Origin of the sequence: Streptomyces sp. NRRL F-4489 (genome assembly GCF_001509485.1) — a bacterium.
Lineage (GTDB): Bacteria > Actinomycetota > Actinomycetes > Streptomycetales > Streptomycetaceae > Streptomyces.
In genome coordinates this window covers 1-17,232 of record NZ_LLZI01000023.1, presented here as the reverse complement: position 1 = coordinate 17,232, position 17,232 = coordinate 1, and the positions used below count along the sequence as shown (strand labels likewise).

The window sequence follows — 17,232 nt, the reverse complement described above, 5'->3', positions numbered from 1 at the left end:
GGGGTAACAGGCCGGGCCGCGGGCCAGCGCCGGCGACGCGTTGGCCGCGCGCAGCCCGGGCGGGGCGGCGGCCGGCGGCCCGAGGTACGCGGTGACGGATTCCAGCAGCTCCCGCAAGGCATCCGCTCCCTCCGGCGTGAGGCGGACCGCCCGGCCGGTTCCGATGCGCCGGACCCAGTGCCGTTCCAGAAGCCGTTCGCAGAGCCGGGCGCCCGCCAGACCGGCGAGGTGCTGACGGCGTTCGGTCCAGTCCAGGCAGCCCCGTGCCTGCGGGCGGCGGCCGCCGCGCAGCGCCTCGTCCGGCACCCCGAGGGCCTCGGCGAACCACGCCCGGCCGCTCCCGGTGAGCGCGAACCCACCGTCCTGGTCCAGCAGCCCCCGCGCGGTCATGGCGTCGGTGAGGGCGACGCCGAGGCGCCCCGCCAGGTGGTCGTAACAGGTCCGGCCGCGGGCCAGCGCCGCCGACGCGTTGGCCGCGCGCAGCCCGCGCGGCGCGGCGGCCGGCGGCCCGAGGTGCGCGGTGACCGATTCCAGCAGCTCGGCGACGCGGGGGCCGGCCAGCTGCACGTAACGGTGCCGGCCCTGCCGCCGTTCGACCAGCAGCCCGCCGTCGATCAGCCGCGTCAGGTGCTCGCTCGCGGTGGACGGCGCGACCCGCGCGTACGCGGCCAGCTCCCCGGCCGTCCAGGCCCGCCCGTCGAGCAGCGCCAGGCAGAACGCGGCCCGGGTACGATCCGCCAGCAGCGCGGCCAACCGGGCCAGCTCCTGGCTGTAGTCGGGACCGGGCACCGACCCCGGCCGCCCGCCCGCCGCTCGCTTCCCTGCTCTCTCCGGCGTCGTCATACGCCCATTCTCCGCCGCGACACTTCGGCCACCACCGACACGTCCCCGCCCTACCGTCGCCACATGACGACCCCCACTCCGACCCCGGCCCCGGCCTCACCTGGGCCGCACGCCACCCCCCGGACGACCGACCGCCCCGACGAACCCCGCACGTCCGCCTTCCACGCCCTGCACCACACCCCCGGCCGCCCGCTCCTGCTCCCCAACGCCTGGGACAGCGCCTCGGCCACCGCCTTCGCCGCCGCCGGCTTCGCGGCGGTCGGCACGACCAGCCTCGGCATCGCGGCCGCCCTCGGCCTGCCGGACGGCCAGGGCCACCCCGAGGTCCGGGCCGCCACACTCGCCCTCGCCCGCCGCCTCACGAACCGCCTGCCCTGCCCGCTCACCGTGGACATCGAAGCAGGATTCGCTGCCGATCCGGACCAAGTAGCCTGCCTAGCAGCGGAGTTGTGGCACCACGGCGCCGCAGGCATCAACTTGGAGGACGGCCTCCCCGGTGGCACCGGCACCGTCCTCCAAAACCCAACCCGCCAAGCCGAGTTGATCGCCGCCGTAAAGGAACGCGCCCCGGGCCTCTTCCTCAACGCCCGGATCGACACCCACTGGCTGGTGGGCGCCCCGCCGCCCCTGTCGCACACGCTCGCCCGCGCGGAGACCTACCTGGCCGCCGGCGCGGACGGCATCTTCGTCCCGGGTGTCACCGCCGACGCGGACATCGCCACCCTGGTCGCCGGCATCCCCGCGCCCCTGAACGTCCTCTTCGCACCGGGCCAGCACACCGTCCACCACCTGGCCGACCTCGGCGTCCGCCGCATCAGCACCGGCTCATTGCTCTACCGCACGGCCCTCGGCGCGGCCCGCACAGCAGCCGAAGCGCTCCGCCTGACCTCGTCGCCGGACGCGGACCGCGCGACACGGGCACGCAGGCCCCAGGTGGCGGACGACGCCACCCGCACGACGCCGGAACCCGCACAACCGCAGCGGCCGACGTCCCCAGACGCGCGGCCCCTGACGTACGCCGAAGTACAAAAACTGGCACGGGCGACCGAGGACTGAACCCGCCCGCCGAAGGCATCGCGCCCGCGAAGAGGCCGCCCCGCCCCGGATCCGGCTCCCCCCTACCGGGACCGGTCCGACGACTCCTGACGCCGCCGCTGCACCGCGACGCCCACGCCCACCGCGCCCAGCGCCGCCGCGCCGCCGAGCAGACCCGCCTTCGGCAGGTGCCCGGCCTTCTCCGCGAGGCCGGCCAGCCCGTCGTCGGGCAGGATGATCGACGTCCGGCTCTCCGTCGGCGCCATCGAATCGGCGGCGAACGCGGCACCCGAGGGAAGCAGCAGAACGGCCAGCGCCCCGGTCACGACGGTGGCGGTACGGATCACGGAGCGGCGCTGAGCACGCATGGGCACTCCTCGACGGGCGGCCGGCGGCCGCCGGGTCTGGGACAGGTCAATGTGCGTTACGTGACAGTAAGCTACGGAGGGTCCATAACGGCGATCCATAGGTTGTGTAACAGCCGGCCCCACCTCTCCGTTCAGTCGTGTGACAAACCCGCCCTCGTCCCATCCGTCGCGCGCCCCACCGTTCCCCGGCCGACGACGCCTCGCCGGCCGACGTCCCGCACCAACCAGCCCACCTCACCAGTCGATGTCATCCGGCGGCTCCGGCAGCACCTCCTCCCCCTCACCCCACACAGAACCGCTCCCCGAGGCCGCCCCCTTACCGGAGGCCGAAGCCCCGCCCCCGGAACCAGCACCGACCGCAGGCGCACCCCCGTCCCCAGAAGCCGCACCGCCCTCGGCAACGACCTCACCGACGACGGCCCCCGGACCGGCACCGGCACCGGCACCGTCCCCGCCCTCACCCCCGCCCAGCACGTCCAGAATCTGCTCGCCATACTTCGCGAGCTTGTTCTCGCCCACCCCGTTGATCGCGCCCAGCGCGGCAACGCTCGCCGGCCGCGTCACCGCGATCTCCCGCAGCGTCGCGTCGTGGAAGATCACATACGCCGGAACGCCCTGCTCCTTGGCCGTCCGGCCCCGCCAGCCGCGCAGCGCCTCGAAGACCGGCAGCGCCTCCTCCGGCAGATCCACCGGCGCCCGCTTGCCCTTGGTCTTCGCCTTCGCCGCCCGGGCCGGCTTCTCCGGCTCCCGCCGCATCGGCACCTGGCGCCCCCCGCGCAGCACCTCGCCACTGGCCTCGGTCAGCACCAGCGTGCCGTAATCGCCCTCCACGGCCAGCAGCCCCTGGGCCAGCAACTGCCGTACCACGCCCCGCCATTCGGCCTCGCGCAGATCCTCGCCGATCCCGAAGACGCTCAGCGCGTCATGATCGAATTGAACGACCTTGGCGGTCTTCCGGCCCAGCAGGATGTCGATGATCTGGCCCGCGCCGAACTTCTGCCCCCGCTCGCGCTGCAACCGCACCACCGTCGACAGCAGTTTCTGCGCCGGCACCGTCCCGTCCCAGGTCTGCGGCGGCGTCAGGCACGTATCGCAGTTGCCGCACGGGCCGCCGCCGTCCTGGCCGAAGTACGCCAGCAGCTGCACGCGCCGGCACTCCACCGTCTCGCACAGCGCGAGCATGGCGTCCAGATGCGCGGACAGCCGGCGGCGGTGCGCGTCATCGCCCTCCGAGCCGTCGATCATCTTCCGCTGCTGGACCACGTCCTGGAGGCCGTACGCGAGCCACGCCGTGGACGGCTGCCCGTCCCGGCCCGCGCGCCCGGTCTCCTGGTAGTAGCCCTCCACCGACTTCGGCAGGTCCAGATGCGCCACGAACCGCACGTCGGGCTTGTCGATCCCCATCCCGAACGCGATCGTGGCGACCACCACCAGCCCGTCCTCCCGCAGGAACCGCGCCTGGTTCGCCGCGCGCACCCGGGCGTCGAGCCCGGCGTGGTACGGCACCGCGTCGATGCCGTTGTCCACCAGGAACTGGGCGGTCTTCTCCACCGAGGCCCGGGAGAGGCAGTAGACGATGCCGGCGTCCCCGGCGTGCTCGCCGCGCAGCAGCTCCAGCAGCTGCCGCCGGGGCTCGTTCTTCGGCGCGATCCGGTACTGGATATTGGGCCGGTCGAAGCTCGCCACGAAGTGCCGGGCGCCGTCCATCCGCAGCCGGGACGTGATCTCGGCGTGCGTCGCCTTCGTCGCCGTGGCGGTCAGCGCGATCCGCGGCACGTCCGGCCAGCGCTCGTGCAGCATCGACAGGGCGAGGTAATCCGGCCGGAAGTCGTGGCCCCACTGGGCCACGCAGTGCGCCTCGTCGATCGCGAACAGCGAGATCTTCCCGCGCTCCAGCAGCTGCACCGTCTGCTCGACCCGCAGCCGCTCCGGCGCCAGATACAGCAGATCCAGCTCCCCGGCCAGGAACTCCGCCTCGACCAGCCGCCGCTCCTCAAGGTCCTGCGTCGAATTCAGGAACCCGGCCCGCACCCCCAGCGCCCGCAGCGCGTCGACCTGGTCCTGCATCAACGCGATCAGCGGCGAGATCACCACCCCGACCCCCGGCCGCACCAGCGAGGGAATCTGGTAGCACAGCGACTTCCCCCCGCCCGTGGGCATCAGCACGACCGCGTCCCCGCCGCCGATCACATGCTCGATGATCTCCCGCTGCTCCCCGCGGAACGCGTCGTACCCGAACACCCGGCGCAGCACCTGCACCGCCTCGTCAGCCCCCAGGGCTTCCGTCTTTTCCTCGACCACGACCACTCCCACATCCGCCGGACCCACCCCGAAAGCCTACGAGCTCCACCACACCCCTCGCGGACCCTGTGGATAACTCCACCCCACCCGCACCCAGCGCCCCCGGCCCCCACCATCCCCAGTGACCAGCACCCGTGACTCAGCCCACGCCCGACTCCGGCCGTTCAGCCCTGGCCGCGCATACGCAACGACCCTCTCGCGCGGTCGCTCCTCGCCGCCGGCCAGGTACGGCCGCATCCCTCGGAACGACCAGCAGACGCGCAGAAGGGTCGCAAGGTCGACGTGTGCGTCGACTACGAAGGCCATCGGACGCGCGGCAGCTATGACCGGGACACGAAGCGGATCGACATCACTTCGGGGCCGCTCGCCGGACAGAGCTTCAAGACGCCGACCGGAGCGGCCCGTGCGGTGATGGCGCCCTACAAGCCAGGCGTGCCCCCGAACCGCAATGGCTGGTCGTTCTGGCTGCTTGATGACAGGTCCGGCCGCTTCCTGCAGACCATCAGGCCCTCGGCGTGAGCTCGCGCAGGGCGACCCCGCGGGAGTGATTTCCCGTCTACCTGCCGGTGGGTCGCGCAGGGCAGGGAGGCGACCGTAGTGGCGCGCGTGTGCCACGCCGCCTGAACCGGCGAAGGGCCAGCCCGGGAGGACAACCCTCCTGAGCCGGCCCTTTCGCTGGTGCCCCCGGCAGGATTCGAACCTGCGACACCCGCTTTGGGAGTATTCCCTGGGCGGGGCTGTGACCTGCGGAAACGTTGGGCTTAAGGTATCTGGCCTGGGAAAACGCCCCTCTGTGGTTCTCACGTGTTCACGGCGATTCCCGGCCTCATGTGTGCTGGACAGCGCTGCTGCCAGGCCGCTGAGCAGGATGGCGGCGAGTGCGCCGAGGACGGCGGGCTGGTCGTTGAAGGCGATGCCGATCGCGGTCAGTGCGGGACCGGCGTTGCGTACCGAGGCGACGCCGCCCATGGTGGTGCGTCGTACGACGGACCCGTGGCCAGCAGCGTTCCAACGGCGAACGCGGCGGCGGAGAGCAGGAAACCGGCGAGGAGCGCGAGGGAGCCGAGGAGGGCGACGACGCCTCGTCAGTTGCCCAGGAGCATGCCTGCCAGCACGATCAGGAACGTGACGTTGGAGACGGCCGCTGCTGGGCGGTGCCATGACATCGCGGTGGGCGTGGCGTAGCGGCGTATCAGCAGGCCGATCGCGAACGGTACGAGTTGGAGCAGGGCCACGGTCCGGATCAGTGCTCCGGCGTCGAGGGAGACGTCGGTGCCCACGTCGGCGGCGTTGAGGAGGCCGCCCGCGGTGGGGGCGAAGGTGATGCTGCCGACGGAGGCGAGCAGCACCTGCGTCGCCGCGCCGCCGACGACCTCGCCGCTCTGCACCATGGCGAGTTTCGCCCCGAAGGGGCCGCCCGGGGACGAGGCGACCAGGACGAGCGCGATGAAGGACGCCGAGGACAGGCTGAACAACGCGCCGATGCCCCAGCCGAGCAGCGGGACGATCACCAGGTTGGCGATCAGGGCCAGGAGCAGGAGCGGGACGTCGGTGAAGACGCCTCGCAGGGCCGATACCGTGGCGCCCGGGCCGGCGGCGAACATGGTGGCCGCGATGAAGATGACGGTGACGGCGTTGAGCACCAAGTGCAGGGTCTCCCTTGGGTTTCCCCTCGGGTGCGGGGCAATAGCCGGACGGTGCCGGGATGCCCGTCGCCGCGCTGTCAGTCGCGGAGGTCGCCGAGCCAGCGCAGGGCGGTCAGGCTCGGCAGGAAGCAGTACTCGCCTCCTCGGGTGACGACGAACCGCCGCAGGGGGGCGAGGCGTCGGCGCACCGGGCGCTGGGGAATGGTGTAGCCGGCGGACCCGTCATGGGCACCGGTGACGGGGTCTTTGGCGTCGTTCGCGCCGAAGAAGACGCCGTCGTTCATCCATTGCGTCTGGACGAACTCGAACTGCCGCCCCAGGTGTGCTCCGATGAACGCGAACATGAGGCCGCGGTCGGCGCCGTCGTCCTCCAGTACTCCCTCGGGCAGCGGCGGGCCGTAGACGGCGCCGCGCCGGATCATGCGGTGCAGCCGCACCTCTCCAGCCACGGAGGCGTCGCGGGGATTGGCGCGGCGGATGTGGCTGCCGCCGGGCGTCGTGAATCCCGCCGGATCGTCGGTCTTGTACAGGAAGGTGTTACGGCGGTGCGGGTCGGCGCCGAGCGGGGGATCGTCGTGCTGTGGTGCCAGTGCCAGGGGAGCGCCGCTGCGCCAGCGCCCCATGATCTTCGCGGCGATCAGTTCCTCGTCCTCGGGCCCGGTGGAGTTGTCCTTCAGGTACCGCCGGAACTCGGCGACGTTCTGATGGAGCTTGCGGAAGACCGCGTAACTGCCGTTGCGGCCCAGCACGTCGGGCTGTGGGCTCTGCACACCGTCGATCTCGTCGCGGTAACCGAGGACGAACTCGCCGGCTTTCAGCGGTACTTCCAGCTGGTTGGATCCCGGGATCCCGCTGCCTTCGACGGCCGGATGGCTGACGCCGTCGCGGTAGCCGAAATGCTCGGTCTCGGTGGGCAGCGCGTAGCAGTCCTGCCGCCATACCGTCGTCACCCCGGCGAGCCGGTCGTAAGCGGGGCGGGCGCGGTCGATCGCCGCCTCCAGCCGCTCGGGGTCGGGCGCTACCGCGGTGAGCACCACATGGAGGTCGGGGCTGCCCAGCGGCGTTTCCCAGTGCTCCGGGCTGCTGTCGCCCACATCGCCCAGCGCGCTGGCACGGGCGGCCATCCCCTGCCGGAACTCCCAGGCGAACGTGTCCAGAGAGGCGCGCGGGACCCCCAGCGCCTCCAGGCCGCGGCAGGTGACGGCCACACTCACCCAGGTCTCGCCCGAGGGGCTGACCGTGTCCGCCGCGGAGGTCACCGCCGTACTCGCGCGCCGCATCAGTTCCCGCCCGTGCGCCCGGTCGTCGATGCGGAAGGCGAGGTAGGTCGCCGCGTAAGGCGTCGGCCGGCCGCTGAGAACCCCGCGCTGGATGTCCGCGAGGTCCAACGTGTCCTCCGTGTGCACACTCACGGTCGACCTCCCGTGGCTCTACTTGGAGACGAGGTTGCGCCAGAAGTTCCGCAGGCTCTCGTCCCCGCCGAACAAGGAGCTGAAGATCGTCGAGTCCGCCAGCAGCAGATCGCCGGCGCGCTCGCCGGCGGGAGGCATCCACAGGAACATGTTGAACTCGGTGTTGCCGGCTTCGGTGAACGGGTGCGGCCTCGACATGTCGATCGGCTGCCTGGCCAGCACGTGGACGGTGTCCGGCTCGTCGGTCGTCACGTCGTAGTGCGGCAGGTGCATGTGGAAGTTGAAGTTCGTCACCCCGCTCAGCCAGTCCTTCCGGTCCAGGTCCCGGACGGTGGACAGAGGGACGATCTGGTTGCCCGCGCGGGTTGCCGGGCGCAGGCCGTAACGGTTCATCACCGGTACCCCGAGGCCCTGCATCAGGTCCCGCACGTAGGTGGCGAACCGCTGTTGGCGTGGCACCAGGGGATCGCCGTGATGGCGGTATTCCATCTCCCGTACCGAGGGATCGTCCGATGCGCCGACATCGTGGTGCGGGCCCAGGACGAGACGGGTGTCCTCCCGGGCGAGGAACGCCCGCAGGGCCTCGATCTCCCCGGGCTGAGCCTCCTGCTCGGTGACCGCGTGGTCCAGCCCGAACACGAACAGGACGTCCGTGTCGTCGAGCACCCGCTCGTCGAGCGGCGTGAGGAATCCCGCCTGGTCGATGCGCTGGTACACCGGGACCGGGTGCCCCGTGACCTCCTCGACGAAGTCCTGGAACGGCACCCAGGCCCAGAAGAACAGCTCCAGCGACCCGGCGACGCCCTGCTGGAACCGATACGGGTCGGACCACTGCGGGTCCTCGTACGCCGGCCACGCCGCCCGCCTGACCTCGGTCATCGTGGAGAACCGGTTGTCCAGCTCGGCCGGGTTGCGGCCGGCCTCGGCCGGATAGCTCCACGAGACGTAGATACTCACCCGCCGCCCGCCAGGGCTGTACTCCCGCGGAATGTGCCTCTGGTTGTACGTGCGTGCGGTCCTGACCTCGCTCATCGCCACTCGTCTCACCACGTCCGACCGTCCGGTCGTCTCACTGCATCTGGTCGAGCATCTCCGACAGGGCGTTCTTGATCCGCAACGCCTTCTTGATCTCGTCCGCCGTCACGTACGGGTACTCGCCGTACTCGATGAAGCTCGGACAGTGGTGCTCGCGGACGAAGCGCACGAACGCCTCGGGGTTGGTCTGCCAGTCCTCGGGAAACCCTTCGAGGTTCTCGAAGGTGGTACTCACGCCCAACTTACTGAACAGCGCGACAGCGTCCTCGGTGTACTTGTCGAAGTCAGTGTCGAAGATCCCCTGATACAGGAAGCGCGTGTCGTCGTCGAAGAGCACCCAGCGCAGATAGTGCAGCTTCAACGGCGCGAGAAAGTGCGGATCCCGCTCCACTGCCTTGGCAAGGGTATGGCCGTGCTCCCGTATCGCGTCGGCCCTGCCCGGTTTGACGTTCGCGATGATGGTGAAGCCGTAGCAGGCCGGAGTTCTCGGAAAGACGGGGCCGTACTTCCCCTGTTCCAGGTGGTCCGTCTCCTTGGGAATGGCGACTGCCTGTGGCTTGATCTCCATGTCCGTTCCCTTCCTCATCCGGAGGCCGGGACCCGTTCACGTCCAGCGTTGCACTCAGCGGCCGAGGGTGCCTGCCGAGCGGGCGGGAGCTGATCAGCGCATCGGGCGGCGCCGACGTCAGTGCGTCAGGGCGACCTTGAGGACCAGGATGAGCAGGCCGCCCACGCCCCGCAACAGTCCAGCGTTCCTGTGTCAGCTCAGCGCAGAACCGTCTGCTGCAGAGTGCTCAGCGGCTCCCGACGCGGGGGACCGTGTGTCCGTCTGGTCCCTGCGGTGCCAGGGGATGCCTTCGCCGGGGATCGCGGGGTCGGCCAGCCGATGGGAGATGAATTCGTGTGGTGGGGGACTTAGGGTCCTCCATAGGCGTTCCTCTCCGGTGAGGGGCAGGACGGGCAAGGTCCCGCCCCTCACCAGTGCGTTCGTTTAGGGATGGGCGATCATTTGGGGAGTCTCCGGCCCTCGGTGTTGGCGCGCCGGGGGCCGCTTCGCTACCCGCGTCAGATGCGGGATCAGGCCGTGAGGTCGTACGACGTCTGGGCGTCCAGCCACGCGTCCACCTCCTGCCAGCGGTAGCGCAGGTGACGGCCGACCTTGTGGACGTTCGGGCCGGTGCCCCGGTACTTCCACTGGTAGAGCGTCTTCACCGGCACCCCGAGGTGCAAGGCGACCTCGGCGGGAGTGGCAAGCGGGCCTCGCTGGGCAGGCACAGCGGAGACAGGGGCGTTGGTGTTACGGGGAGAGGTCTTCGGCACAGGGCTCCATTTCGGTCTTGGACAACGGCCCGGGGCAACTCAGCCACACCACCCCGGGGAAAAGTCCAGAGTTGATTCTGAAACCCTCCACGAGTTCTCTCGGCGCGACCGGGGAGACCAAAACAGTAAGTACAGATTCCCGGTTGCCGAAATCGCTCCCGCAGCGCCTGAAAATCCCGTGTCAGAATCTGATACCCCGGGGGTCAGATTCTGACCCCCTCGCAGCTCAGAGGCGATGCCCAGTGGTCGGGAGTGGCACGCCCAGACCGTCGACGCTGCGCCTGATAGCGGCTTAAATCGCCCATCTTGAAGATGCGGAGGGAACATAGCGCGGCCACCCTGGGAAACGCCTCGCGATGTGCCGGAATTCGACGAGAGGAACGCCATTCCGCCCCCGAACGACTATTACGGAGTTTGAGTCAACTCTTGCCAAGTCACCCGGCTGCAAGTTACAGCTAACTGTCATGGAAAGCCGACCTGTCGAAATAGGCCCCGCCGGCCTCCACACCGCCCGCGCCATCGAGCACCTACGTCTCGTGCGCGACCTGCCCCAGCACCAGCTCGCCGCCCGCTGCACCGCGCTGGGCCGCCCGATGACCAACACGGCACTCAGCCGCACCGAACGCGCCCGCCGCCGCTGCGACATCGACGACCTCGTCACCATCGCCCGCGCCCTCGGAATTCCCCCCACGACCCTGCTCCTGCCGCTCCCGTCGGTGTCCAGCGATGACCGGAGGGGGTGCTAGTTGGCGCGGGTCTGGATTGAAGACCGCATAGGACACGCGGCGTACGCACGTGCCGCAGCTGATGCCAAGAGGGCCGGCCGTACGCCACCCGGGCGCTACCGGGTCCGCTGGTACGACCCCGACGGCAAGCCGAAGATGAAGACCTTCGCCCGCAAGGTCGACGCCGAGACGGAGCGGACGAGGATGGAGTCCCGTCTCAACGACGGCTCCTACCGCGATCCCGCAGCCGCCCGCGTGAAGTTCGCGGAGGTGGCGGAGTCCTGGCTGGCCGCGCAGATCCATCTCAAGCGCTCGACCCGGGGCCGCTATCGCGGCGTTCTCGACGTCCACGTGATCCCCAGGTGGGGCACCACTCCGCTGGACCGTATCCAGTTCGAGGACATCGCCGAGTGGCTCGCGGACCTGCTGTCTGGCGAGGCGACGGGAGACAGAAAGCTCAGCCCCCGGTCGGTCCGCAAGGCGTACGTCGTCCTCAGCCGCGTTCCCGGCTACGCGGTCAAGGCTCGTCGTCTGGCGGTCAACCCGGCTGTCGGCGTGCCCTTGCCGAAGGCGGCGCCGGCCGACCACGTGTACCTCGATGACATGCAGGTCGACGCGCTGGCCAACGCGTCGGGCGCCGAATCAGGTCAACCGCGCGGTCGGTGGCTTTCCTGCCGGGCCGGTCGATCGCGGCAGCGGCCTCATCGCCGGCCAGCCGCTCGATCTCCTCGGGTACCTCCCGCTCGTCGAGCACGAAGAGCCGGTCACCGACGAGACGTGTGGTCGTCTTCCAGCCGAGACGACGCCCTGCCTCCCGAGCGGCATGCCGGACGTCCTTGAGTTCGCTCAGCTCCGCAAGATCGTCGCCGCTCAGGATCAGCTGCCCGTAGTAGCCCTGGTACTGCGGCTTCAGGGCCGCCCGCATCAGCGATTCAAGCCGATCGACCAGCTTCTCGTACCGGCGCCTGGCCAACTCGTCCCTGACGGGCATCCTCCACAGCTCCCCACCATCCGCGCCCACGGCGTGTGTGCCATATGTGTGCTGCAAGCGCAGGAGCCCTTCCCGTCCGCTGGACGGAAGGGCTCCTGACCTGGTGTTTTTCTGTGCCCCCGGCAGGATTCGAACCTGCGACACCCGCTTTAGGAGAGCGGTGCTCTATCCCCTGAGCTACGGAGGCGGGGCCTTGCGCTGATCGTTGGATGAATACTCTGGGTGAGGGTTCATCCGGTTTCCGGCAAGGAGGACCGCCGCGAGCGGTGGTCCCAGACAGGGTAGCGGATGGGGCCGGGGCGTTGGCGGGGCCTCGGCTCGGTTCGTGATCCGGGGGGCGGGGGGAGTCCTCGCGGGGTGGTTCGCACGAGCGTCGCAGGGTGTTGCCGGTGCCGAGGAGGGGGGTGGCGTGCGCGGGTGCTGGCGCGGCAGGCGGGGTTGGTGGGGCTCTGGGGCAACGGGCTGTGGGCCTCGGGGGTTTGGTGCTCGCGTCATTTGAAGCCGGCGTGCGAGGGCCGGGGCCCTCTGCCTTGTGGTTTGTGGCTGGGGTCCCGGCGGGCTGGCGCACGGGGCGAGGGCCGGGTGTCAGTCCGCGTCCCCGTCGGTGTCCTCGCTCCAGTCGCTGCTGCCTTCGCCTTCGACGCTGGCGGTGACGAGAGCGCTGACTTCGAACCGGCACCGCCAGTGGGCGTCCGGCAGGTACCTGGTGGCGAGGATGGCTGTTACCTGGACCGTGACCGTGTTGCTCTGCACGTCGAGGATGCGGGTCTCGACCCTGCCTTCGCTGACGGGGTACTCGACCCTGTTCAGGTTCGCCTTTTCCAGCCACTGCAGGCGCCAGCTCTTGAGGGAGACGGCGACGATGGCCTTGCCGCTGCTGTCGCGGGCGATGTTGCTCGGCAGCGTGACCCGCTTGGTTTCCTGGATCTTCGATGTGTCACCCACGTCCAGAGCGGCCGTCTTCGAGACCCGGACGGTCTTGAAGGCGATGTCGCGGGAGGTGGTGGGAGGGTTGGGCATGGTGTTCTCCTTCGGTGTTGGTGGTGGGAGGTCGCGCCCCGGGGTGGGGCGGTTTGGAGGGGGGTAGTGGTAGCGCGCGGCCCAGTGGGGGCCGTTTGCGGCAATGGGTCTCGCGGCTCGGCCCGGCCCGGCCTGCCCCGGCCCGTGTCCCGTCAGACGGGGACGAAAGTCCAGCGCTGGTCGTTGGGGACGGGACTGGCGCACGTGGTCTGGACGACCTTGGCCCCTTCCACCGGTTCGTCGCTGGCGGTGTTGTAGCCATCCATGCACTTGCCCGAGCCGGCCGCGATGATCCGGAAGCCGCCGCCCTGGACGGCCACCGCCTTCCAGCGCTGGTTGGCACCGCTGTGGCATCCGTACTGGATGAGTTCGGCCTCGTCCGCGTTGCTGTTGTTGCGGACGTCCAGGCAGGCATGGCTGTGGACGTTGCGGATCTCGAACAGTTCGCCACCGACCGGAACGGCCAGCCACAACTGGTCGTCGGCGCCGGTGTAGCGCTGCAGTCTGATCCTGGCGCCGTTCTCCGTGGTGGAGCCCTCGACGTCCAGTACCAGGTCGGGGCCGTTGGCGGCGGTCCTGGGCTGGATCGCCAGGCCCCGGTAGGGGGCCACCGGCACCGGGTCTGCCGCGGCCGCCGGCGTCAGGGCCGCCATGGCGGTCAGGGACAGTGCTGCGGCGCCGGCCAGCCGCGGCAGCACGGACCGCCGCCGGAGCGGCGACGACGACCCGCGTACTGGCGTGATCATGACAGTCTCCTTTTCGGGCAGTTGGGCGCGCGGGCAGTCGCGCGCTCGGGCAGTTGGACAGGCGGGCGGGCAGTCGGACAGGTGGCAGACCTGAAGCGACGGGAGGTGGACCGGAGAGGTCGCCCGCGATAGGGGCCCGAGGGCCTCGCCGTCCCCGGGGTTCCTGGGGAGTGAGGCGGGCGGGCCGCTACAGAAACGGTGCCCGGCGCCTGCACAGGAGAACGTCAATTACTCACATTGGGTTAAAAGTTGCGATTATTTCGCTTTTTGGGTGTGGAGGGGTGGCCTACGGGTGTATGGGGCCCGCGTCTACGGGGCGGAGGGCGGCCGAACGCTCATGGGGCGGGGTTAGTGGGGCGTTAGTGGGACGGCAGGGCGGGGGGTGAGGCTGGTCTTCGTTCGGGAGTGAGGCGCGTGACGGCAGCGACCGCAGCGCGCGGAGACCGCAAGAGCAAGCAAGAGCAAGGGGAGTTGTGATGAAGAGGGTTGCGAAGAACCACTTCGGGGGGCGGGCCGGGCGCCGTCTGGCTGCTGCTGTGGTGGTCGCCGCGGCGCTGGGGATGGGGATGACGGCCTGTGGGCCGGACGCGGGGGCGGCCGGTGCTGCCGGGGCCTCGGCTTCTTCGGCTCCTTCGGCCTCCGCGGCCTCTTCGGCGGCGGGGGGCTCGGGGCAGGGGGAGACCGCGGGCGGAGCTTCCTCGGGCGCGGACTCGTCGGGTACGTCCGGTGGGCAGGGGCGGAGCGGTGGTGGGACCGGGGCGGCGCCTTCTGCGGGGCAGGGCAGCACGGGCTCCGGGGGCGGTACCGGGGGTAGTGCGGGTGCCCGTACCGGTGGCGGTGGGTCGGGGGCCGGTGGGGGCGGGGCCGCCCATGCGGGGAACCACCAGACGGTTGTCGGGACGTTGCAGTACCTGGCGCCCGGGAAGTACATCGTCAAGCCTGATGGGGGTGGCATCGATCAGGCGTTCATGGTTTCCGATGCGACGAGGATTCTGGGGGCGGCGGCGATCTGCTCCGTTGACGGGAGCCAGGTGACCATCGGGGACGACGGGTACGGGACCTCGAAGTGCACCGCGGAGCAGCTGGAGAAGGCGGCGAAGACCGGCAGTGTGACCGTGCGCGTGGTGCTGAGCCGGAAGTCCGCGGCCGCGGAGACGGTGGAGGAGAAGTACCACCCGTAAGGGGAAGTGCCACCCGTAGGCGGGCCGTGGGCCGCCGGTCAGCCGAGGTGCCAGGTGAGGGTGCCGTCGGCCATGGTGAGGGCGGCCAGGAGGGCCAGGTCGGCGGCGCCGAGGGCGAGGCCCAGGAGGGCGCGGCCGCGGCGGGTGGTGCCGCGGGTCAGGGCGAGGGTGCCCAGGACCAGGGCGCACGGGCCCAGCACGATGTTGAGGACGAGGGTGCCGACCAGGCCGAGGATGAAGGAGGCCACGGCCATGTCGTTCGCCCGGGAGCGGGCGCCGGAGCGGCTGCCGGTGGACCCGGTCGTGTCGGGCGCCGAGGTGCCGTCCGCGGAGGTGCCGGTGGACCGGGTGGTGTGGTGGCGGTGGGTGAGAGTGGTCATCGGGGGGTCCCCTCGTTGTGGTGGCGGCGTTCGCGCAGGGTGAAGACGAGCAGCCAGGCGGCGATGGCCGCGGCGGCGACGAGGGTCACGGGGACGGGGAGGTGCGCCGCGGTGCCCAGCGCGACCCCCAGCAGGAGGAGGGCTGCGACGAGGAAGAGCATGGTCTGCCTTTCCGGGGCCGGTTTCCGGGGCGGGGCCCGGTGTCGGGTGCGGGCCGGGGCCCGCGGCGGAGTCGGCCGCAGAGATCGAGAGAACAGTTTGAGAGGACTGTTTCAGAGGACAGTTGTTCACTGACTTCTCCAGTGTAGGGGCGGAGGCGGGTGGAGTGGTTCGGAGAACGGTTGTTTACTGGATGACATGAGTCACAGTGTGGGCGGAGCGCGGCAGGCGCAGAAGCAGAAGACCCGGCAGGCGCTGCTGGACGCGGCCCTCGGGCTGCTGGAGGAGCAGAGCCTGAGCAGCCTGGGCCTGCGGGAGGTGACCCGGGTGGTGGGCATCGCCCCGACCGCGTTCTACCGGCACTTCCGGGATCTGGGGGAGCTGGGCGTCGCGCTCGTCGAGGAGGCGCTGGGCAGTCTGCACGTGATGGTGCGGGCGATCCTCGCCGAGCAGGACGCCGCCGAGGAGCGGATAGACCGGACGGTCGCGGTGGTCGAGCGGCACGTACGCGAACACCCGGCCCATGTGCGGTTCGTGGCGCGGGAGCGGCGGGGCGGCGTACGGGCCGTGCGGCATGCCATCGCCGGGGAGCTGGAGCGGTTCGCGGAGGAGGTCGCGGCGGCGCTCAAGTCGCAGCCGCTGTCGGTCGGTTGGGGCGATGAGGATGTGCGGATGCTGGCTGATCTGTATGTCGACCGGCTGGTGACGACGGCGGGGGAGCTGCTCGACGCCTGGGAGGACGGCGGCGAGGAGGCGGCCGGGCGGGTGGTGTGGCGGGCCCGCCGGCAGCTGCGGCTGATCAGCATCGGGCGGCGGCACTGGGCGGAGGAGGGGACCGAGCGGTGACGGGGTGACGAGGCCCTGCCGGGGAGGCGTCCAGCGGCGGCCTCACGGGTGGGGCACAGGGGGCGCAGGGGCCGTCGGGCTTGAGGGGCGGCGGGTGGCCGGGGTGACGCGGACGCGGTAGGTGCCGTCGGTGTTCTCCGTGAGAACGGTGACGGTCACGCCGCTCGTACGGTCGGTGAAGGTCTCGCCGGGGCGGAACGGGGCGTCGGTCAGGTCCGGGTCGACGTAGCGGCTGTCGGCGTAGCAGCCGCGGCTGTGCGGGGTGGCGTCCACGACGCGGATCGGGGCGCGGCCCGAGGGGACGTCGGTGGCCACGTGGTAGACGAGGACGCCCGGCCGGCAGACCAGCGGGTCGAGCAGGCCGCTGGCGCGCGCCTCGACCACGAAGGCGGTGTGCGGGCCGGTCGGGACGACGACGATCTTGGCGCCGCCGGGGGTGGAGACCGGGGTGAGGTCGTGCTCGGTGGGCAGCTGACCGGCCGGCGCGCAGTGCACCTGACCGGGCGTCAGCCAGCCCAGCTTCCACTTGTGCCAGCCGAGGAAGTCGTTGCTCGGCCCCCAGTCCTCGTCCATCGGGTCCCAGTGGCCCACCGGGGCCCGGCCCGCGCGGTCGTCCGTGTAGTAGAGGTCGGGGAGCCCGAAGACGTGCGCGTTCTCGTGGTTGAGGACCCGGAACGCGCTCAGGCCGGTCTGCCGGCTCCAGATGAACGACACGTTCCGGAACGGCGCGCCGCGGCCGGTCCGCAGCCCCAGATCGGCTCCGCTGAAGGTGACCGACAGCACCGAACGGGTGGCCGGCGGGCCCGCGTTGGGCGCCATGATGACGTTGACGACGTCGTAGTCGCGGAAGTCCGCGTACGGGTCGACGGCGTGCACGATCTCCCGGGAGAGCGCGTGGTAGCCGCGGTCCGAGGCCGGGTCGAAGGTGGCGCCGCGGGTGATCCCATACGCCGCCAGCGGGCGGGACATGCGGAGCCAGCGGAAGAGCGGCTTGGGGACGTAGGTCAGCCGCCCGTACGAGCTGACGCGGAAGTAGTCGGTCGCGGCCGGGAAGAACTCCCCGAAGCGCGCCATGGGGGAGAGCGTCGCCGGGGCGTCCGGGAAGTCGATGAAGAGGGTGAGGGCCCGTACGGTCCCGGCGGCGCGGGCGAAGCCGGCGGGGGTGGGGGCGGCTTCGGAGACGTTGTCGGTGATGCCGGGGAGGGCGCAGGGGCCGGTGGGGAG

General features: G+C 70.9%; 19 protein-coding genes and 1 tRNA gene. 6 read left to right on the top strand and 14 right to left on the bottom strand.

Features of this window, described 5'->3' with window-relative positions; genetic code table 11:
* Positions 1 to 843: winged helix-turn-helix domain-containing protein (locus tag ADL22_RS03860; protein WP_079063826.1), on the bottom strand; the 843-nt coding region annotated here is incomplete at its 3' end.
* 63 nt (positions 844 to 906) lie between these two features.
* Here ADL22_RS03860 and ADL22_RS03855 point away from each other — a divergent pair.
* Positions 907 to 1,899 carry an isocitrate lyase/PEP mutase family protein gene (locus ADL22_RS03855; protein ID WP_079063824.1) on the top strand — a complete coding sequence of 331 codons (993 nt, stop codon included), beginning with the start codon at positions 907 to 909 and terminating at the stop codon, positions 1,897 to 1,899.
* A 62-nt stretch (positions 1,900 to 1,961) separates the two neighbouring features.
* Here the strand turns inward: ADL22_RS03855 and ADL22_RS03850 are convergent, their stop codons facing one another.
* Together ADL22_RS03850 and recQ are read right to left on the bottom strand one after the other, a co-directional pair.
* Positions 1,962 to 2,246, bottom strand: coding sequence for a hypothetical protein (locus tag ADL22_RS03850; protein WP_066973820.1), 285 nt, complete (start codon positions 2,244 to 2,246; stop codon positions 1,962 to 1,964).
* Positions 2,247 to 2,480: 234 nt separating this feature from the next.
* Entirely contained in the window at positions 2,481 to 4,547 is a 2,067-nt protein-coding gene (recQ, locus tag ADL22_RS03845) for a DNA helicase RecQ (RefSeq protein WP_066973824.1), read from the bottom strand.
* Positions 4,548 to 4,829: 282 nt separating this feature from the next.
* Between recQ and ADL22_RS03840 the strand changes: the two genes are divergently transcribed.
* A complete protein-coding gene (locus tag ADL22_RS03840) occupies positions 4,830 to 5,066 on the top strand; it encodes a hypothetical protein (RefSeq protein ID WP_199836206.1) in 237 nt (78 codons plus the stop codon).
* 566 nt (positions 5,067 to 5,632) lie between these two features.
* Here ADL22_RS03840 and ADL22_RS03835 read toward each other — a convergent pair.
* The 5 genes from ADL22_RS03835 to ADL22_RS03815 form a co-directional block, all read right to left on the bottom strand.
* Positions 5,633 to 6,190, bottom strand: a complete 558-nt coding sequence (locus ADL22_RS03835; protein ID WP_234430531.1) for a hypothetical protein — start codon at positions 6,188 to 6,190, stop codon at positions 5,633 to 5,635.
* Between the two features lie 80 nt (positions 6,191 to 6,270).
* Positions 6,271 to 7,605 (bottom strand): Dyp-type peroxidase, encoded by a 1,335-nt coding sequence (locus ADL22_RS03830; protein WP_079063822.1) that lies wholly within the window; start codon positions 7,603 to 7,605, stop codon positions 6,271 to 6,273.
* An 18-nt stretch (positions 7,606 to 7,623) separates the two neighbouring features.
* Positions 7,624 to 8,637: a hypothetical protein gene (locus ADL22_RS03825; protein ID WP_079063821.1), complete on the bottom strand. Its 1,014-nt coding sequence runs from the start codon at positions 8,635 to 8,637 to the stop codon at positions 7,624 to 7,626.
* Between the two features lie 37 nt (positions 8,638 to 8,674).
* On the bottom strand, positions 8,675 to 9,208 hold the full coding sequence (locus tag ADL22_RS03820) for a hypothetical protein (RefSeq protein WP_066973816.1): 534 nt from the start codon (positions 9,206 to 9,208) through the stop codon (positions 8,675 to 8,677).
* A gap of 509 nt (positions 9,209 to 9,717) precedes the next feature.
* A complete protein-coding gene (locus tag ADL22_RS03815; RefSeq protein WP_234430530.1) occupies positions 9,718 to 9,960 on the bottom strand; it encodes a helix-turn-helix transcriptional regulator in 243 nt (80 codons plus the stop codon).
* 464 nt (positions 9,961 to 10,424) lie between these two features.
* Here ADL22_RS03815 and ADL22_RS03810 point away from each other — a divergent pair, with 464 nt between their 5' ends.
* Positions 10,425 to 10,706: a helix-turn-helix domain-containing protein gene (locus ADL22_RS03810; protein ID WP_066973814.1), complete on the top strand. Its 282-nt coding sequence runs from the start codon at positions 10,425 to 10,427 to the stop codon at positions 10,704 to 10,706.
* 135 nt (positions 10,707 to 10,841) lie between these two features.
* Positions 10,842 to 11,525, top strand: a complete 684-nt coding sequence (locus tag ADL22_RS33510) for an N-terminal phage integrase SAM-like domain-containing protein (RefSeq protein WP_234430529.1) — start codon at positions 10,842 to 10,844, stop codon at positions 11,523 to 11,525.
* A 265-nt stretch (positions 11,526 to 11,790) separates the two neighbouring features.
* Here ADL22_RS33510 and ADL22_RS03800 read toward each other — a convergent pair.
* From ADL22_RS03800 to ADL22_RS03790, 3 genes are all read right to left on the bottom strand, one after another.
* Positions 11,791 to 11,863: transfer RNA gene (locus tag ADL22_RS03800), tRNA-Arg, on the bottom strand.
* 398 nt (positions 11,864 to 12,261) lie between these two features.
* Positions 12,262 to 12,696, bottom strand: coding sequence for a hypothetical protein (locus ADL22_RS03795; RefSeq protein WP_066973813.1), 435 nt, complete (start codon positions 12,694 to 12,696; stop codon positions 12,262 to 12,264).
* A 152-nt stretch (positions 12,697 to 12,848) separates the two neighbouring features.
* A complete protein-coding gene (locus tag ADL22_RS03790; RefSeq protein WP_066973811.1) occupies positions 12,849 to 13,442 on the bottom strand; it encodes an RICIN domain-containing protein in 594 nt (197 codons plus the stop codon).
* Between the two features lie 968 nt (positions 13,443 to 14,410).
* On the opposite strand from ADL22_RS03790, the gene ADL22_RS35935 reads away from it, so the two are divergent.
* On the top strand, positions 14,411 to 14,623 hold the full coding sequence (locus ADL22_RS35935; protein ID WP_234430528.1) for a hypothetical protein: 213 nt from the start codon (positions 14,411 to 14,413) through the stop codon (positions 14,621 to 14,623).
* A gap of 38 nt (positions 14,624 to 14,661) precedes the next feature.
* Here ADL22_RS35935 and ADL22_RS03780 read toward each other — a convergent pair whose 3' ends face one another.
* Both ADL22_RS03780 and ADL22_RS35645 read right to left on the bottom strand, forming a co-directional pair.
* Positions 14,662 to 15,003: a hypothetical protein gene (locus ADL22_RS03780; RefSeq protein ID WP_066973807.1), complete on the bottom strand. Its 342-nt coding sequence runs from the start codon at positions 15,001 to 15,003 to the stop codon at positions 14,662 to 14,664.
* Positions 15,000 to 15,164 (bottom strand): hypothetical protein, encoded by a 165-nt coding sequence (locus ADL22_RS35645; protein ID WP_199836204.1) that lies wholly within the window; start codon positions 15,162 to 15,164, stop codon positions 15,000 to 15,002. Before ADL22_RS35645 ends, ADL22_RS03780 begins: the two co-directional genes overlap by 4 nt.
* 196 nt (positions 15,165 to 15,360) lie before the next feature.
* Here ADL22_RS35645 and ADL22_RS03775 point away from each other — a divergent pair, with 196 nt between their 5' ends.
* The gene (locus ADL22_RS03775; protein WP_066973805.1) at positions 15,361 to 16,008 is read left to right on the top strand and encodes a TetR family transcriptional regulator; all 648 of its coding nucleotides are present in this window, start codon (positions 15,361 to 15,363) and stop codon (positions 16,006 to 16,008) included.
* A gap of 42 nt (positions 16,009 to 16,050) precedes the next feature.
* Here ADL22_RS03775 and ADL22_RS03770 read toward each other — a convergent pair.
* The coding region (locus ADL22_RS03770) for a M6 family metalloprotease domain-containing protein (RefSeq protein ID WP_066973803.1) at positions 16,051 to 17,232 on the bottom strand (1,182 nt) is incomplete at its 5' end.

Excerpts from the sequence above, each read along its gene's own strand:
- ADL22_RS03775 (WP_066973805.1), top strand. The coding sequence starts at position 15,361 with ATGAGTCACAGTGTGGGCGGAGCGCGGCAGGCGCAGAAGCAGAAGACC.
- ADL22_RS35645 (WP_199836204.1), bottom strand. The coding sequence starts at position 15,164 with ATGCTCTTCCTCGTCGCAGCCCTCCTCCTGCTGGGGGTCGCGCTGGGC.
- ADL22_RS03850 (WP_066973820.1), bottom strand. The coding sequence starts at position 2,246 with ATGCGTGCTCAGCGCCGCTCCGTGATCCGTACCGCCACCGTCGTGACC.
- ADL22_RS33510 (WP_234430529.1), top strand. The coding sequence starts at position 10,842 with ATGAAGACCTTCGCCCGCAAGGTCGACGCCGAGACGGAGCGGACGAGG.
- ADL22_RS03795 (WP_066973813.1), bottom strand. The coding sequence starts at position 12,696 with ATGCCCAACCCTCCCACCACCTCCCGCGACATCGCCTTCAAGACCGTC.
- ADL22_RS03810 (WP_066973814.1), top strand. The coding sequence starts at position 10,425 with ATGGAAAGCCGACCTGTCGAAATAGGCCCCGCCGGCCTCCACACCGCC.
- ADL22_RS03825 (WP_079063821.1), bottom strand. The coding sequence starts at position 8,637 with ATGAGCGAGGTCAGGACCGCACGCACGTACAACCAGAGGCACATTCCG.
- ADL22_RS03820 (WP_066973816.1), bottom strand. The coding sequence starts at position 9,208 with ATGGAGATCAAGCCACAGGCAGTCGCCATTCCCAAGGAGACGGACCAC.
- ADL22_RS35935 (WP_234430528.1), top strand. The coding sequence starts at position 14,411 with ATGGTTTCCGATGCGACGAGGATTCTGGGGGCGGCGGCGATCTGCTCC.
- ADL22_RS03855 (WP_079063824.1), top strand. The coding sequence starts at position 907 with ATGACGACCCCCACTCCGACCCCGGCCCCGGCCTCACCTGGGCCGCAC.
- ADL22_RS03790 (WP_066973811.1), bottom strand. The coding sequence starts at position 13,442 with ATGATCACGCCAGTACGCGGGTCGTCGTCGCCGCTCCGGCGGCGGTCC.
- ADL22_RS03780 (WP_066973807.1), bottom strand. The coding sequence starts at position 15,003 with ATGACCACTCTCACCCACCGCCACCACACCACCCGGTCCACCGGCACC.